Below are 15,461 nucleotides of genomic sequence, written 5' to 3' on the forward strand. Positions count from 1 at the left end.
TCAGTCATTTTTTAATTTGGTTCTTCCTTGTAATCACATTCCGAGCACTGTACGTGTACGCCTTTTTTCGTCTTTTTCTCCACAAGCATGCTTTCACATTTCGGACAAGGCCGGGCGATCGGTTTATCCCAGGAAACAAATTCACATTCCGGATAACGGTCGCAGCCGTAAAAGATCCGCCTTTTCTTACTTCGGCGTTCAACGACGTTTCCCTCTTTACATTTCGGGCATTTTACGCCGATATCCTTCACAATTGCTTTTGTGTTACGGCATTCCGGGAAGTTGGAGCAGGCCATGAATTTCCCGTAGCGTCCCATTTTATAGACCATTGGGTGACCGCACTGTTCACAGTCTTCCCCGGCCGGCTCATCTTTGATTTCGACTTCTTCCATTTCTTCTTCGGCCTTTTTCAGCCTTGGTTCGAATCCCTGGTAAAATTCATCGATAATCTCAATCCAATTTTGTTTGCCTTCTTCAATATAGTCAAGGTCGTTTTCCATCTTTGCGGTGAATTCCACATCGAGAATTTCAGGGAAAAATTCTTCCATTAGTTCCGTGACGATTTCACCGAGCTCAGTTGGCACGAAACGCTTTTCTTCAAGTGCTACGTAATTCCGGCGCTGCACGGTGTCGAGTGTCGGAGCATACGTTGACGGGCGCCCGATCCCCATTTCTTCCATCGTCCGCACGAGACGGGCTTCTGTATAGCGCGGAGGCGGCTGGGTGAAGTGCTGGTTTTCTTCCATGTCGGTCCGGGTGACCATCTGTCCTTCCTGAAGATCCGGAAGCATTTTATCCTCTTCTTTTTTCCCGTCATCCCGGCCTTCAACATATACTTTCATAAAGCCTGGAAACTTCACTTTCGACCCGGTCGCCCGGAACAGCACGCCTTCATTATCAAGATCCACCGACATTGTATCCATTACGGCCGGGGCCATTTCACTTGCCACCAGACGTTCCCAGATGAGTTTGTACAGCCGGTACTGGTCTCTTGAAAGTGAGCTTTTCACCTGCTTCGGCTCGTACATGATCGACGTCGGCCGTATCGCTTCGTGGGCGTCCTGGCTGTTGCTGTTTTTAGCAGCCTTTTGTTCTCCCTGGCGAACATATTCTTCCCCGTACTTCTCCGTAATAAATGTCCGGGCTTCTTCCTTTGCAGTTTGAGAAACCCTTGTCGAATCTGTCCGCATATAGGTAATCAAGCCGACAGTACCGGCCGGTTTACCTAAATCGATACCCTCATACAGCTGCTGGGCGACCATCATCGTCTTTTTCGCCCGGAAATTCAGCTTTCTCGCTGCTTCCTGCTGCAGGGAGGAAGTTGTGAACGGCTGCACTGGGTTTCGTTTACGTTCTTTTCTTGTGACTTTGGTTACTTCAAACTGCTCGCCTTTCATTTTTTGAAACACACCGTCGACGTCTTCCCGGGAAGACAGCGCCTGCTTTTCCTTCGCAGTGCCGTAAAATTTCGCTTCAAATTCCGTGTCTCCATCCGAAAATGTTCCATTAATACTCCAGTATTCTTCCGGAATAAACGCCTTGATTTCTTTTTCCCGGTCAATAATCATTTTCACGGCAATCGATTGCACCCGGCCGGCACTCAGTCCTTTTTTCACTTTCTTCCATAGTAATGGGCTGATGTTGTAGCCGACGAGCCGGTCGAGTATCCGGCGGGCCTGCTGGGCGTCCACCAGATCCATGTTGATGGAACGAGGGTGCTTGAACGCATCCTTTACCGCCGTTTTTGTAATTTCATTAAAAACGACCCGGCATTCCGAATCTTCATCAATATTTAAGCTGTGCGCCAAGTGCCAGGCGATGGCTTCGCCCTCTCTGTCAGGGTCGGCTGCGAGATATACTTTTTTCGCTTTCTTTGCAGCTGTTTTTAATTCCTTTAGTACCGGACCTTTCCCGCGTATCGTTATATATTTCGGGTCATAATTGTTCTCAGTGTCGACTCCCGTCTGGCTTTTTGGCAGGTCTCTTACGTGCCCCATTGAAGCTTTCACTGCATACTTTTTCCCTAAATACTTTTCGATTGTTTTTGCTTTTGCGGGAGATTCCACGATGACTAAATAGTCGGCCATTCCTCTTCTCCCCTTTGTCTCAATGAAATATTACCATTATTAACGCGAATAAATTATCATGTCAAATCGCGATACTTTTATGTTCATGGCGTTCAGTGCCCTTTGTGCTTGAAATCACAATTATTCTTTCACAGTTTCCTGAACGTGTCTAGCATAACATACGGAAAATTTTAAATTTCGTTTCAATTCTCCAGCTGTTATGAGACACTGTCCGGCCTTCGGACAATGCTTAAATCTTCCGGCTGGAGCACCGGGAGCGCACCGTCATAAATCAGCTGGTTCGTACCGGAACTTTGTTTGGAAAAAACCGGTCCCGGCAGCGCACAGACATCACGGCCCTGCTCAAGCGCAAGCGACGCGGTGATGAGAGATCCGCTGTTTACATCTGCTTCCACAACAAATATTTTGTCACTCAGCCCGCTGATGATACGATTTCTCGCAGGAAAATGCCATTTTCGCGGAGGTCTGTCGGGTGCATATTCGCTTAGCAGCAGCCCTGAGGCTGCAATATTTTTCGCCAGGCCGAGGTGTTCTTTCGGATAAAGATGTCCAAAACCGGAGCCGAGCACTGCAATAACGGGGTATCCTGCTTTTAAAGCGTGCCTGTGAGCGTGTCCATCTACGCCTCTTGCAAGCCCGCTTACCACCTGCAGCTGCCCGGCCGCCTTTTCAGGCAGGAACGCTTCAACTGCTTTTTTACCGTAAGAGGTCATGCTCCGGGAGCCAACTACCGCGAGCCGGGGTGCTTCGCGCAACAGGCCTGTGTTCCCTTTCGTATAAAGTACCCACGGCGCATCGTATATTGATTTTAAGGACGAAGGATACCGGACGTCAAAATAGGTTATCCATCCGATTCCTTGCTCGCGGTACCACGAAAGCCGCCGTTGCACGGTAAGCTCACGTACGTATTGCCGCCATGCGATTAAATGTTCATTGTTTAATGGGAGAAGATGCGGCTGCTTAAAAGGGAGAAGTAATTCAGGATCGCACCGCATCAGCTCTGCTACATGCTTCCATTGGAATAGGGGGAATTCGTGAACAGCCAGAAGACGTTCATTAAAGGAGAGATTATGCATAGGGGTAGTCCTTTCATGGGAGGGTGGTGGCGCGTTAAAAGGGGGGATACGGGAAAGAGAAAACCTCCGCTGCCTCTTTGGGCAGCGGAGGGCGGTTGGTTTATACTTGTGGTTCGTGGGTGAGGCATTTTTCGTAGAGGCTGCGTTCTTTTAGAACGTTGATCATCGTATCGCCGATTTCTGCTGGGGTTGCAGCTACCTGCACGCCGCTTTCGTTTAACGTTTTGATTTTTTCCTCTGCGGTGCCTTTACCGCCGGAAATAATCGCGCCGGCGTGGCCCATCCGTTTTCCTGGAGGAGCTGTCGCACCGCCGATGAATCCGACAACCGGCTTGGTCATGTTCTGCTTAATCCATTCAGCTGCTTCTTCCTCAGCCGTGCCGCCGATTTCACCGATCATGATAACGGCTTCTGTATCCGGGTCGTCGTTAAAGGCCTGCAGCACATCGGTAAAGCTTGTACCATTTACCGGGTCGCCGCCGATGCCGACTGCTGTCGACTGGCCGACGCCTGCTTTAGTAAGCTGATCGACGGCTTCATACGTCAGCGTGCCCGAACGGGAAACAACACCTACGTGTCCCTTTTTATGAATGTAGCCCGGCATAATGCCGATTTTGCATTCGTCCGGGGTAATAACGCCCGGGCAGTTCGGGCCGACAAGGCGGGTGCGCTTGCCTTCCATAAAGCGTTTCACTTTAATCATGTCAAGAACCGGGATGCCTTCAGTGATGCAGATGGCAAGATCAAGATCTGCATCCACTGCTTCAATGATCGCGTCCGCTGCAAAAGCAGGCGGAACATAAATAACCGAAACGGTAGCGCCGGTTGCTTCTACTGCATCATCCAGCGTGTTGAAAACCGGTACGCCTTCAACTTCCGTGCCGCCTTTACCCGGCGTCACGCCGCCGACGATTTTTGTACCGTACTCTAACGCCTGTTGAGTGTGAAAGAGGCCGGTAGATCCTGTAATTCCTTGAACAACTACTTTTGTATCCTGATTAATATAAATGCTCATAGGTCGATGGTCCCTGCCTTTCTATTGAACTAACGAAACAATTTTTTGCGCACCGTCTGCCATAGAGTCCGCTGCTGTAATATTCAATCCGGATTTTTCCAGAATTTCTTTGCCTTTTTCTACGTTCGTTCCTTCCAAACGTACAACAAGCGGAATCTCTAATCCAGTCTGCTTCGTAGCTTCCACTACCCCGTCAGCGATGACGTCGCACTTCATGATTCCACCGAAGATGTTAACGTAAATGCCTTTCACCGCATCATCTTCAAGGATAATTTTAAATGCTTCTGTGACTTTTTCAGCGGTCGCACCGCCGCCGACATCCAGGAAGTTCGCCGGATCGCCGCTGTAGTGCTTAATAATATCCATCGTAGCCATCGCAAGACCGGCACCGTTGACCATGCAGCCGATATTGCCATCAAGGGCAATGTAGCTTAAGTCATATTTGGAAGCTTCGATTTCCTTTGGATCCTCTTCATCGAGGTCCCGGTAATCAAGCACTTCCTTCTGGCGGTAAAGCGCGTTGGAATCGAAATTGAACTTCGCATCAAGCGCCATTACTTTTCCGTCTCCGGTCGTTACAAGCGGATTAATTTCAGCAATAGAGCAGTCGTTGTCGATAAACACCTTGGATAGGCCAAGCATAAACTTCACTGCCTCTTTCAGCAGGTCTGTCGGTATGTTCATATTAAATGCCATACGACGGGCCTGATAAGGCTGCATGCCGATAGCTGGGTCGATGTATTCACGGAAAATTTTCTCCGGATTCTCTTCAGCTACTTCTTCAATTTCTGTTCCGCCTTCTTCAGACCCCATCATCACAATGCGGGATGATACCCGGTCGAGCACAACACCTAAGTAGTATTCTTTCTTGATGTCGCTTCCCTCTTCGATGTAAAGACGTTTTACTTCTTTACCTTCCGGGCCAGTCTGGTGGGTAACCAGTGTTTTGCCAAGAATTTCATCTGCATATCTGCGGACGTCATCGAGGTTTTTAGCGAGTTTTACTCCACCGGCTTTCCCTCTTCCACCTGCGTGGATCTGGGCTTTTACCACTGTTACGTCCGAACCCAGTTCTTTTGCGGCTGCTTCTGCTTCGTCTACCGTAAATGCAACTTTTCCGTTAGGGACTGCTACTCCGTATTTACGAAGGAGCTCTTTTCCCTGGTACTCATGAATATTCATGCTTTTTCCCCCTCACCGTTACAATACGAATCCTTCTATCGACTGTGTAAGTGATTACAAAATCGAATCTGGTCAGAGCGAAAGGCTTCAAATCGCCTCGCTGCTTCCCACACATTCTTTATCGTATAGAAATTTAGAAAAAAATTCAACATTTCCATAAAAGTTTCTGCTGTGCGGATTAGTTTTCATTTTCTGCTGTTTTTTTATCCATCCGGTAAATAAAAGCAAAAATTTCCGCCACAACTTCGTACAGTTCTTCCGGAATCTCTTCGTTCCATTCAAGCTCATGCAGCATGTGTACAAGGCCAGCGTCTTTATGCACAGGCACGTTATGTTCAGCAGCCGCCTCGATAATTCTTTCCGCCGTCCAGCCCCGTCCTTTTGCTTTGACTGCCGGAGCCTGCGATGTACTCTGCTTATAGTTAAGCGCCACTGCCTTTTTCATCTTCCAGTTCTGGTTAGAATTCATATCCGAACATCAAACGCTCCTCTCGGCCGGGACTGCTGAGCACGCGGCTTCTCGGCCACCGCTTCTTCCTCATGCCACTGAAGCGACACCAGCTGATAGTTTAAAGAAGCCATTGCTGTTTTCAGCATGGGCTGCAGAAGATGAAGCGTCCGTTCCGGATGCGGGTTTTCACTGCTGATGTTCACTGTTACATTTCGTTTATAAATCTGTACGTCGGCAATTAAAACGCCGAGACGGTCCATCTCAAGTTGAAATAAGATGTGGCATGTATCAGGATCGAGCTTTCCGTCTTCCGTGCGCTTCCCTTCCCAGTGAACGACAGCATCCGAAAGCATTTCCCCCCACTTCGCCGGAAGATGGGAGAGCTGCTGCAGCCAGGCCTCCTGGTCAGCCTGCTGCAGCAGCTGCTGGCCGGCAACATGAGCCACAGTTCGTTCATGCTGGGGAGAAAGTTCGTTTCTCGACATAATATGCGTCTGAGCCTGCTCCAAATGCCTGTAAGCAGCCTGCATCGCTTCCTTGCTTCCGCTTTCTGCCCACGCTGCCCAGCTGGTGCTGCCAACGTGGCTAGTCAGCCATTTCACCATCTGGGGCATGTGGTCGAGCACCGCACCTGCTTCGGGCACGAGCGGGTGCCATGCTTTCATCAGAGCCTGGACGTTCAGTTGCGAGGCGACGCCGGGCGCCTGCTGTACTGTTTGATGCATCTGGCCGGCGTCCTTAACCTGGGCCTGAAGCCAGTTTTCCATGGAGCCGCTGCTTCCAATACCCTGGCGGATATGCTGCAGAAATGCTTCAGCATTCAGAGGCGGCTGAAGGCCGGAAAATAACTGGTGAATCAGCTGTCGGGCCTGTCCATTTTTATCATTGGCGGCAACCGCGGCTGTCGCAGCGAACAGCTGTAATGGTTTTGTCGGGGCTTCAAGGTTCCCTTTAAAACTTTCCGGGGTAAGAACAGCGTTTTTAAGAGACTGATGAAGGGCCTCCGCCGGCCTGTGCCTTTCAAGAAGGGCGGCCATATCCTCAGCGGGCGACGTGCCGTGCAGCACTTGATGGATGCTTTGAAAAATGGAAGTTTTTAAGGGGGCGCCTGCGGCAAGCATCCATTGAAGCGTCTGCATTCCCTGCTTGTTTACCGCTCCTTCACTCTTCAGCAGCTGAACGCTTTTCTGAAGCGTTTCCCTGGTTACAGGCAGCTGCATCTGTTCAAACATGCGGAATATGTATTGCTCTTGCTTTCCAGACGATAGGCCGAGCTGCTTCAGGAGAACCTGGCTCTTGTCCGCAGAAGTCTCGGCTGTCCCTCCAGCTGCCACCTGCCATATTTGCCGGCCATGTTCATTCTTCACCTGAAAATAGTATGATTTGCCGGTTTCAACCGGTGCCTCCAAAGAGGCGTGATACACCCGTCCGTTCACGGCAACCGCCGCCTGCTGGCCAGGATAAAGCTGTTTGACGGCACCTTTAATGATCTGGCCGGCTTTAATGTCTCCGTTTCCAGCTTGGCTTGTATGATTTCGAGCATATGCGGACGGCAGTGACAGCTTCATCAATTTTCTCTCCTTTTACGGGCGGTGGAATCCGGCCACCGGCTGAAACGAGTACCGGTGAATGGCGCATCCTCCCAGACGCTTCAGGCCGTCCAGGTGATTCCGGGTACCATAGCCCTTATTGCTGGCAAAATCGTAATCCGGATAGAGCGTATGGTAATACTGCATGTAACGGTCCCTTTCCACCTTCGCCAGAATGGAAGCAGCCGCAATCGACACGCTCCGGCTGTCGCCCTGTACCAGCGACTGCTGTTCAATATGCAGTGGAAGGGCCATTGCATCTACAAGCAGGGCGTCTGGCGCAGGTTCAAGGTTTGCGACAGCCGTCCGCATTGCTTTTTTGGTTGCCTGATATATATTCAGGCGGTCGATTTCGTCCGCTTCGATATGTACTACACTCCAGGCAACGGCCGCCTCTTTAATCTTTGTTTCGAGCTCTTCCCTTTTTTTGGCGGAAAGCGTTTTGGAGTCATTTACCTCTATCAGGCTGAAATCTTCCGGCAGCACAACGGCAGCGGTAGTCACCGGCCCGGCGAGCGGACCGCGTCCGACTTCATCCACTCCAGCTACCGTTTGAAAACCCCGGCTCCAATATTCCTGTTCAAACGAAAGCCGGCGATAAAAGTCTTCGTACTTTTCCCGCTGCTGCTTCTGCCGCCTGGCGTACCGCTGCAGTTCCTTCTGGACGCCGGCCCGGGAGTCCTCCTTCCAGGCCTCCAGAAGTCCCGCATCCGGCTTTTCGTTTGTTTGCAAATACTCCTTCACAGCTGTTATCGTCCATTTCTCCAACATTTTCACCTCTGCTGCTCAATTATTCGCTTGCTTCATCATACGGGCGCTCGAGACTGATCCGGCCGAGCAGTCCACCGCGAAACTCGCGCACGACCATTTCACCTGCTTTTTCATAATCAATTTCCGCTCCTGCAAGAAGCGCCCCCCGCTTGCGGCCGATATCTTCAAACCATTCAAGCGACGTCTCCCTGGGCTTATCCTCGAGGCCGAAACGCTGAAGCAGCTTTTCAGGGTAATACTCCTGGCAGATGCCGATAATAAAATAAGCAATGTCCTGCAGGTCCAGAAGTTCATCTTTGATGGCCCCCGTCGCTGCAAGACGTTCACCGACATAGGGATCTTCAAACTTTGGCCAAAGAATCCCCGGGGTGTCGAGCAGGTCCATCTCCTTGCCCATCTTCAGCCACTGCTGATTTTTCGTAATTCCGGGACGATCGCCAATTTTAGCTGTTTTTTTGCCGATCCACTGATTGATCAGCGTTGATTTCCCGACATTGGGGATACCAATAATCATGGCCCGGATGGCACGCGGTTTAATGCCTTTTCTTTTCCACCTGGCCTGAAGACGCTCCGTCTGCTGAAGCGCTGCTTCTTTAATTACGTGCAGACCTTTCTTATGCTTAGAATCCACGTCCACCGCCTCAATACCTTGATCGCGGTAATACTGCTTCCATTCTTCTGTCACTTTCGGGTCAGCCAGGTCCGCCTTGGTTAATACAATGACCGACGGCTTGTCCTGAATAATCGTTTCAAGCAGTGGATTCCTGGAGGAGCGGGGGATTCTTGCATCAGCAAGCTCAATCACCACGTCCACCTGTTTTAATTTGCTCTGCACTTCTTTTTGTGCTTTATCCATATGTCCCGGATACCATTGAATGTCCATATTTCAGCCTCCTTTCAAATTAAAATGAGGACGTCCACATATGGTTGAGCGGCCAGAATGTGAGGACCGCTTCTCCCACAATCTCTTCTTCCTCCACCAGTCCGATGGCCCTCGAGTCATAGCTGTTCGGGCGGTTATCCCCCATCACAAACACTTCTCCCTCGGGGATACGGCTCCGGCCTGTTTTTTCCTTCAGCGTAAAGTCAGTCGTCGCCGGGAGCGGTCCAGCTGCCAGGGTTTTTTTATCGAGAAAAGGCTCGTCCATCTGCTCTCCGTTAATAAAAAGCTTATCATTCCTATATTCAAGCGTATCTCCCGGCAGCCCGATGATTCGTTTAATGTAATCATCTTTATCATTTGCATGGAAAACGACCACATCAAAACGATCCCATTCGTGCAGCCATTTGCTTGTTTTGTTCAACAGCATCCGGTCTTCATCATGAATGGTAGGCTCCATTGATTCGCCTTTCACAACGACTGGAGCTACAAACAGCCAGCGGGCTGCGAGTGCAATAAGTAATGCGATCATAATTACTGTCAGAAGATGCAGCCAATTGATGGGATAGCGGCGTTCATTCATGCGGTCGATTCCTTTCTTTATATAGTTTAGCCGTATGAAAAAAGCTGCAGACGGAATACTCCGCTGCAGCTTTTTTTCCTGTGTCTTATCGAAGTTCTTTAATACGCGCAGCTTTTCCACGCAGGTTACGGAGATAGTACAATCTAGCTTGACGTACTTTACCGCGGCGTTTCACTTCAATCTTGTCGATTCTTGGGGAATGAAGCGGAAGAGTTCTCTCTACGCCAATTCCGTAAGAAACTTTACGCACGGTGAAAGACTCGCTGATGCCTCCGCCGCGACGTTTGATAACGACGCCCTGAAACACCTGTACACGTTCACGGGAGCCCTCGACAACTTTCAAGTGCACTGCTACAGTGTCACCTGGGCGAAAGTCCGGGAGATCCGATTTTAACTGTTCTTTCGTTATGTCGCGAATAAGTTGTTGCATTTGTATTCGCCTCCTTCTCTCGCATGCTCTTGTCCACGATGAAAACAGCGGAGCACCGTAATTGATGACTATTTAGTCACAAAATGAATCATAGCACATTCCACCAGCGGAATCAACCGCCGGATTTACGTCTAATCGGTATATTTTTCCCAAAGATCCGGCCGGCGTTCCTTTGTTCTCCTGATCGCCTCGTTTTGCCGCCATTCAGCAATTTTCCCGTGATCACCGGACAGTAGAATGTCCGGCACCGTCATCCCGCGGAAATCCGCGGGACGGGTGTACTGCGGATATTCCAGAAGGCCGTTTTCAAATGAATCCGTATGGGCGGACTGTTCATTGCCGAGCACCCCGGGCAAAAGGCGCGTGATGCTGTCTGCCATAACCATGGCACCGAGCTCGCCGCCGGTCATCACAAAATCCCCTATCGAGTATTCGTCCGTAATCAGATGCTCCCTTATCCGTTCATCATAGCCTTCATAATGCCCGCAGATGAACATCAGCCGCTCTTCGCCGGCAAGCTCCCGGGCGTCCTCCTGCTTGAACGGCTTTCCCTGCGGGCAGAGAAGAATTACACGGTCCGGGAGAGCTTCGCCCTGATTTTTTACCTGATCGGCAGCGTCGAACACCGGCTGCGGCTTTAACACCAGGCCTGCGCCTCCGCCGTACGGGTAATCATCGACCTTATTATGCTTATCCTCTGTATAATCCCGGATGTCATGAGTATGAAAGGACACGTGTTCTCTTTCAGCGGCCCGGGCAAGAATAGAGTGATTGAACACACTTTCAAACATCCCCGGAAACAGAGTTAAAAAATCCATTCTCATTCCGGCAGCATTCCTTTCATTATTCGTACGGTGATACGTTTTTTAGCCACGTCCACGTGCTGAACGACTTCTTCGATATACGGAAGCAGAATGTCCTGCCGGCCTTCTGCCGGTTCCACGACCCATACATCATTTGCTCCCGGAGTGAGGATTTCTTTTACATAGCCGAGATGGCTGCCTTCTTCCGTGTAAACGTCTGCGTCAATAATTTCATGAAAATAAAATTCTTCTTCCTTGAGCGGGGCCAGCGCCGTTTCCGGCACAGAAAGAGCAGCGTTTTTCATCCAGTCTACATCGTCAATGGAGTTGTACCCTTCAAAGGTAAGCAGGATAAACTGTTTATGCGGACGGGAGCTTTTAATAACCAGCGGTTCATAGCCGGTTTCCGCCCCATTATTTTCCACATATATCTCCTGCCCCGGCTGAAACCGTTCCTCTTCAAAGTCGCTGACAGATTTCACCCTGACTTCTCCCCGCACCCCGTGGGTATTCACAATCGTACCTACATTAAACCATTCCATTTTCGTCACTCGCTTTGTGTTTTGATCTGATTTCTTTTACAATGCCTTCTTCCACAACAATGGTGCCCCAGTGCTCGCCTTCATGCCACTGGCTTCCCACTTCGATGTCAAACATCACTTCCGTAGTGCCAAAGGACAGCTCCGATCCGATCGAAAGGTGCTCGAGCTGATTCTGCAGAAAATACAGCTGCTGCAGCTCTTCTTTGCGCTTTTCAATTTCTTTGTTGAATTTGTCCATAGCCGACCAGCGCCCATTTTCTGTCTCCCGCTCCTTATTCTGCTTTTGCTTTTGAAAGCGGAGCTGTTCCGTTTCTTCCTGGAGCCGGGACTTCTGCTGTTCGTATTTTTCCTGCAGCTCTTCCTTTAATGTTTGCGTCAGAATGTGGTGAACATTCATTTTCTTTATTACACGCACTGTATCACCTCTTCTAAGGCCCCGAAGCGGCAGCTTATTTTTGGTCGTTTAACAGGGTAAGGCGGACCTTTTTCCCTTCAGCTGAGGCCTTCGCCTGCAGCAGCGTCCTTATTGCTTGAATTGTTTTTCCCTGCCGGCCGATGACTTTCCCTGCATCTTCCGGGTGGACCCTTACTTCAATAAGCGTCCGCCCGTTCTCTTCTGAGGCTGTCATACTTATATCATCGGGATAATCCACGATCCGCTCGAGTATTATGTAGGCAAAAGATTTCATCCACTCATCCTTTCCTGATATGTATTATTTTATCATAAACGGGCGGTTTCCGGCGCATTTCTGCCGGCTGGCTGCCAGCATAAAAAAAGACCGCCTGCCCCGCTCACTTCATAAGGAAATGGCGAATCCAGACGATCCTTTTACATCATTACTTTGCGTGCTTTTCGTTGTGAAGACGGGTCATAAGACCTTCCTGCGAAAACAGGTTACGAACAGTATCCGATGGTTTAGCACCGTCGAGCATCCACTTAAGAGCTTTCTCTTCGTTCACGTGGAACTCGGCAGGATTAGTCAGCGGGTTGTACGTACCGATTTCTTCGATAAAACGTCCATCACGTGGAGCCCGGGAGTCCGCTACTACCAAACGGTAGAAAGGACGCTTGTTCGAGCCCATGCGCTTTAATCTAATGCGCGTTGCCATATGCAAACACCTCCATTTTTTTCTCACATTTGCTTATTATAATAGCTTCTTTACGAGCTGTAAAGTGTTTTTCCTTGCCATATAAAATTTTTACATAAACGGCAGAGAAAAATTGCCCTTTTTCTTGCCTTTTTGCTGTGAAGTCATCTGTTTCATCATTTTTTTCATATCTTCAAACTGCTTGAGCAGCCGGTTCACGTCCTGGATGGTTGTGCCGCTTCCTTTAGCAATCCGGCGCTTGCGGCTTGCGTTCATTAGGGACGGCTGCTGGCGTTCCTGTTTGGTCATTGAACGCACGATCGCTTCCACCCGCGTAATCTGGTTGTCATCCATCTGTACGTTTTTAAGGCCTTTCATTTTGCCGGCCCCCGGGATCATGCTCATAATATCTTCCATCGATCCCATGTTACGCACCTGGCCGAGCTGTTCCAGGAAGTCGTCAAACGTCAGGTCCTGCGAACGCATTTTCTTTTCAAGCTCTTTGGCTTTGTCTTCATCCACATTGGTTTGTGCTTTTTCAATCAGGGAAAGCATGTCTCCCATGCCGAGAATCCTTGAAGCCATGCGTTCCGGGTGAAATGGCTCAATGGCGTCAATCTTCTCGCCAGTACCGGCAAATTTGATCGGTTTATCCGTCACCGACTTCACCGACAGCGCCGCCCCGCCGCGGGTATCCCCGTCAAGCTTCGTCAACGTAACGCCGGTGATGCCGAGCTGTTCATTAAAGCTTTCTGCAACGTTAACTGCATCCTGGCCGGTCATCGAATCTACGACAAGCATAATTTCATCGGGGTTGACTGCTTCTTTCATGCGCTGCAGCTCATCCATTAACGAATCATCCACGTGCAGACGCCCCGCCGTATCAATAAACAGATAGTCGTAGTGCTCTTCTTTGGCTTTGGCAAGCGACTGTTTAGCGATATCAACCGGATCCGCTTCGGTTCCAAGAGAGAAAACCGGCATGTTTAACTGCCGGCCGAGTGTTTCTAACTGGTCGATCGCAGCCGGCCGGTAAACGTCGGCGGCAGCCATTAAGGGCTGGCGGTTTTTGTTTTTGCGTAAATAATTTGCAATTTTTGCAGAAGTCGTCGTTTTCCCGGCGCCCTGCAGACCAACCATCATTACTACCGTCGGCCCTTTAGCCGCCTTTGCTATTTCAGCCTGTTCGCCGCCCATCAGCTGCGTCAGCTCTTCATTAACGACCTTGACCACCTGCTGGCCCGGCGTTAAGCTCTTCATCACTTCCTGGCCGGTAGCACGGTCTTTCACACTGTTAACGAACTGTTTTACCACCTTGTAGTTGACGTCCGCTTCAAGCAGCGCAAGCCGTACTTCACGCATCATTGCCTTAACGTCTTCATCCGTGACTTTCCCACGGCTTTTCATATGGTCAAACGTGGACTGGAGACGTTCGCCTAATCCTTCAAATGCCATTACGAAACCCCTTCCTCTTCTAATTTTTCCAGTGTATCTATCAATTCAAGCAGCTGTGTTTTCCGGCTGTCATCAGAAGCAAGCGTTTTTAACTGCTCGAATAATGCCAGACGCTCCTGGTATTTTTTATATAGGCCAAGCTTTTCTTCGTACTCTTCAAGCATTGCTTCCGTGCGCCGGATATTGTCGTAAACAGCCTGGCGGCTGACGTTAAATTCCTCCGAAATTTCGCCCAGCGAAAAGTCGTCTAAATAATATCTTTCCAAATAGAGCCGCTGCTTGTTCGTCAGCAGCGGCTGGTAAAAATCAAACAGCGAATTCATGCGAACGGTTTTTTCGAGCATGCAGACCACCTCTGGCGTTAAGTGCAATTACTTTACAGTTCATCTTACGAATCACAGCAGTTCTTGTCAAGAAATTGCCTGGCACGGAAACTATCTGTCTTCCGCATCCGCCGGTGCCTGTTCAATCATATCCTTAAACAGTCCATAAACGAAATCTTCCGCTTCAAATGGCTGGAGGTCGTCGAGTTTTTCTCCGAGTCCGACCATTTTTACCGGAATGTTTAATTCATTGCGGATCGCCATCACGATACCACCTTTGGCAGTACCATCAAGCTTCGTTAATATAATGCCCGAAACCTCTGTCGCTTCCCGGAAGGTTTTGGCCTGACTCATCGCGTTCTGCCCTGTTGTAGCATCCAGTACGAGCAGCACTTCGTGAGGCGCCTCGGGAATTTCCCGCGTAATTACCCGCTTTACTTTCGCAAGTTCATTCATTAAATTGACTTTATTCTGCAAACGGCCCGCTGTATCACAGAGAAGCACGTCTGCCTGCCTTGATTTCGCCGACTTGATCGCATCATAAATGACAGCCGCCGGGTCACTTCCGGCCTGCTGCTTGATAACGTCTACGCCGGCGCGCTCTCCCCAGCCTTCCAGCTGTTCAATCGCTCCGGCACGAAACGTGTCTCCTGCGGCTAGTACGACCTTCTTTCCTTCTGCTTTCATCTGGTGGGCCATTTTCCCAATTGTTGTCGTTTTCCCAACGCCGTTCACACCTACAAAAAGCATGACGGTCATTCCGTCCGGATTCATGTTCAGTTTAGAGTCTTCGCCAGTCCGGTCCAGTTTTTCCGCCATTTTTTCAGTAATCAGCGGAGTAAGTTTTTCTGTAGTGCGTATATTTTTTAAAAGCGATTCATTTCGCAGCTCGTCGATGATTTCCATCACCGTTTCCACTCCAACGTCTGAGCTGATCAAAATTTCTTCGAGTTCTTCAAAGAAATCTTCATTTACTTCGCGGTACTGGGCGAACAATTCGTTCATTGCTTCGGAAAATGACGATCTCGTTTTCGCCAGTCCTTCACGGAACCGGCTGGAAAGCGAGGCGCGTCGTTCTTCCTGCTGTCCCTGCTCATTTTCCCCTGATTCTTTTGCTCCCTGCTTCGCTTCTTCTTCCGCCGCTTCTCCGGCCATTCGTTTTTTTAATCGCTGAAAAAGACTCAT

18 protein-coding genes are annotated in these 15,461 nt (G+C 49.7%); all 18 read right to left on the minus strand.

The features are described 5' to 3' along the window. Positions 1-11 precede the first annotated feature (11 nt). The 18 genes from topA to ftsY all read right to left on the minus strand — a co-directional run bounded on the left by topA (position 12) and on the right by ftsY (position 15,461). Complete coding sequence (gene topA / locus ACTTK6_RS05350) at positions 12-2,087, minus strand: type I DNA topoisomerase (protein WP_079476154.1); 2,076 nt, start codon at positions 2,085-2,087, stop codon at positions 12-14. 197 nt (positions 2,088-2,284) lie between these two features. Beyond that, positions 2,285-3,163 (minus strand): DNA-processing protein DprA, encoded by an 879-nt coding sequence (dprA, locus tag ACTTK6_RS05355; RefSeq protein ID WP_079476153.1) that lies wholly within the window; start codon positions 3,161-3,163, stop codon positions 2,285-2,287. A 100-nt stretch (positions 3,164-3,263) separates the two neighbouring features. Then, positions 3,264-4,178, minus strand: coding sequence for a succinate--CoA ligase subunit alpha (sucD, locus tag ACTTK6_RS05360; RefSeq protein ID WP_079476152.1), 915 nt, complete (start codon positions 4,176-4,178; stop codon positions 3,264-3,266). Between the two features lie 21 nt (positions 4,179-4,199). Continuing rightward, on the minus strand, positions 4,200-5,360 hold the full coding sequence (gene sucC, locus ACTTK6_RS05365) for an ADP-forming succinate--CoA ligase subunit beta (protein WP_462832892.1): 1,161 nt from the start codon (positions 5,358-5,360) through the stop codon (positions 4,200-4,202). Between the two features lie 178 nt (positions 5,361-5,538). Continuing rightward, the gene (locus tag ACTTK6_RS05370; protein WP_079476150.1) at positions 5,539-5,829 is read right to left on the minus strand and encodes an EscU/YscU/HrcU family type III secretion system export apparatus switch protein; all 291 of its coding nucleotides are present in this window, start codon (positions 5,827-5,829) and stop codon (positions 5,539-5,541) included. Beyond that, a complete protein-coding gene (locus ACTTK6_RS05375) occupies positions 5,826-7,379 on the minus strand; it encodes a hypothetical protein (protein ID WP_462832893.1) in 1,554 nt (517 codons plus the stop codon). The genes ACTTK6_RS05370 and ACTTK6_RS05375 overlap by 4 nt, the downstream gene beginning before the upstream one ends. A 15-nt stretch (positions 7,380-7,394) precedes the next feature. Further along, complete coding sequence (locus tag ACTTK6_RS05380; RefSeq protein WP_462832894.1) at positions 7,395-8,171, minus strand: ribonuclease HII; 777 nt, start codon at positions 8,169-8,171, stop codon at positions 7,395-7,397. A gap of 19 nt (positions 8,172-8,190) precedes the next feature. Beyond that, positions 8,191-9,054, minus strand: a complete 864-nt coding sequence (ylqF, locus tag ACTTK6_RS05385; RefSeq protein WP_079476147.1) for a ribosome biogenesis GTPase YlqF — start codon at positions 9,052-9,054, stop codon at positions 8,191-8,193. A gap of 19 nt (positions 9,055-9,073) precedes the next feature. Beyond that, complete coding sequence (gene lepB, locus ACTTK6_RS05390; RefSeq protein WP_462832895.1) at positions 9,074-9,634, minus strand: signal peptidase I; 561 nt, start codon at positions 9,632-9,634, stop codon at positions 9,074-9,076. Positions 9,635-9,719: 85 nt separating this feature from the next. Continuing rightward, entirely contained in the window at positions 9,720-10,064 is a 345-nt protein-coding gene (gene rplS / locus ACTTK6_RS05395; protein WP_022792749.1) for a 50S ribosomal protein L19, read from the minus strand. Between the two features lie 131 nt (positions 10,065-10,195). Further along, entirely contained in the window at positions 10,196-10,888 is a 693-nt protein-coding gene (gene trmD / locus ACTTK6_RS05400) for a tRNA (guanosine(37)-N1)-methyltransferase TrmD (RefSeq protein WP_462832896.1), read from the minus strand. Further along, entirely contained in the window at positions 10,885-11,409 is a 525-nt protein-coding gene (gene rimM / locus ACTTK6_RS05405; protein WP_462832897.1) for a ribosome maturation factor RimM, read from the minus strand. The genes trmD and rimM overlap by 4 nt, the downstream gene beginning before the upstream one ends. Continuing rightward, positions 11,396-11,824, minus strand: coding sequence for a YlqD family protein (locus ACTTK6_RS05410; protein ID WP_079476143.1), 429 nt, complete (start codon positions 11,822-11,824; stop codon positions 11,396-11,398). Before ACTTK6_RS05410 ends, rimM begins: the two co-directional genes overlap by 14 nt. A gap of 34 nt (positions 11,825-11,858) precedes the next feature. After that, a complete protein-coding gene (locus tag ACTTK6_RS05415; RefSeq protein ID WP_079476142.1) occupies positions 11,859-12,098 on the minus strand; it encodes a KH domain-containing protein in 240 nt (79 codons plus the stop codon). Positions 12,099-12,246: 148 nt separating this feature from the next. Next, on the minus strand, positions 12,247-12,519 hold the full coding sequence (gene rpsP, locus ACTTK6_RS05420) for a 30S ribosomal protein S16 (RefSeq protein WP_079476141.1): 273 nt from the start codon (positions 12,517-12,519) through the stop codon (positions 12,247-12,249). Between the two features lie 90 nt (positions 12,520-12,609). Continuing rightward, positions 12,610-13,953: a signal recognition particle protein gene (gene ffh / locus ACTTK6_RS05425; RefSeq protein WP_079476140.1), complete on the minus strand. Its 1,344-nt coding sequence runs from the start codon at positions 13,951-13,953 to the stop codon at positions 12,610-12,612. Continuing rightward, the gene (locus ACTTK6_RS05430) at positions 13,953-14,297 is read right to left on the minus strand and encodes a putative DNA-binding protein (protein ID WP_462832898.1); all 345 of its coding nucleotides are present in this window, start codon (positions 14,295-14,297) and stop codon (positions 13,953-13,955) included. Before ACTTK6_RS05430 ends, ffh begins: the two co-directional genes overlap by 1 nt. 90 nt (positions 14,298-14,387) lie before the next feature. Continuing rightward, complete coding sequence (gene ftsY / locus ACTTK6_RS05435; protein ID WP_462832899.1) at positions 14,388-15,461, minus strand: signal recognition particle-docking protein FtsY; 1,074 nt, start codon at positions 15,459-15,461, stop codon at positions 14,388-14,390.

This window comes from Marinococcus salis, from assembly GCF_054971365.1.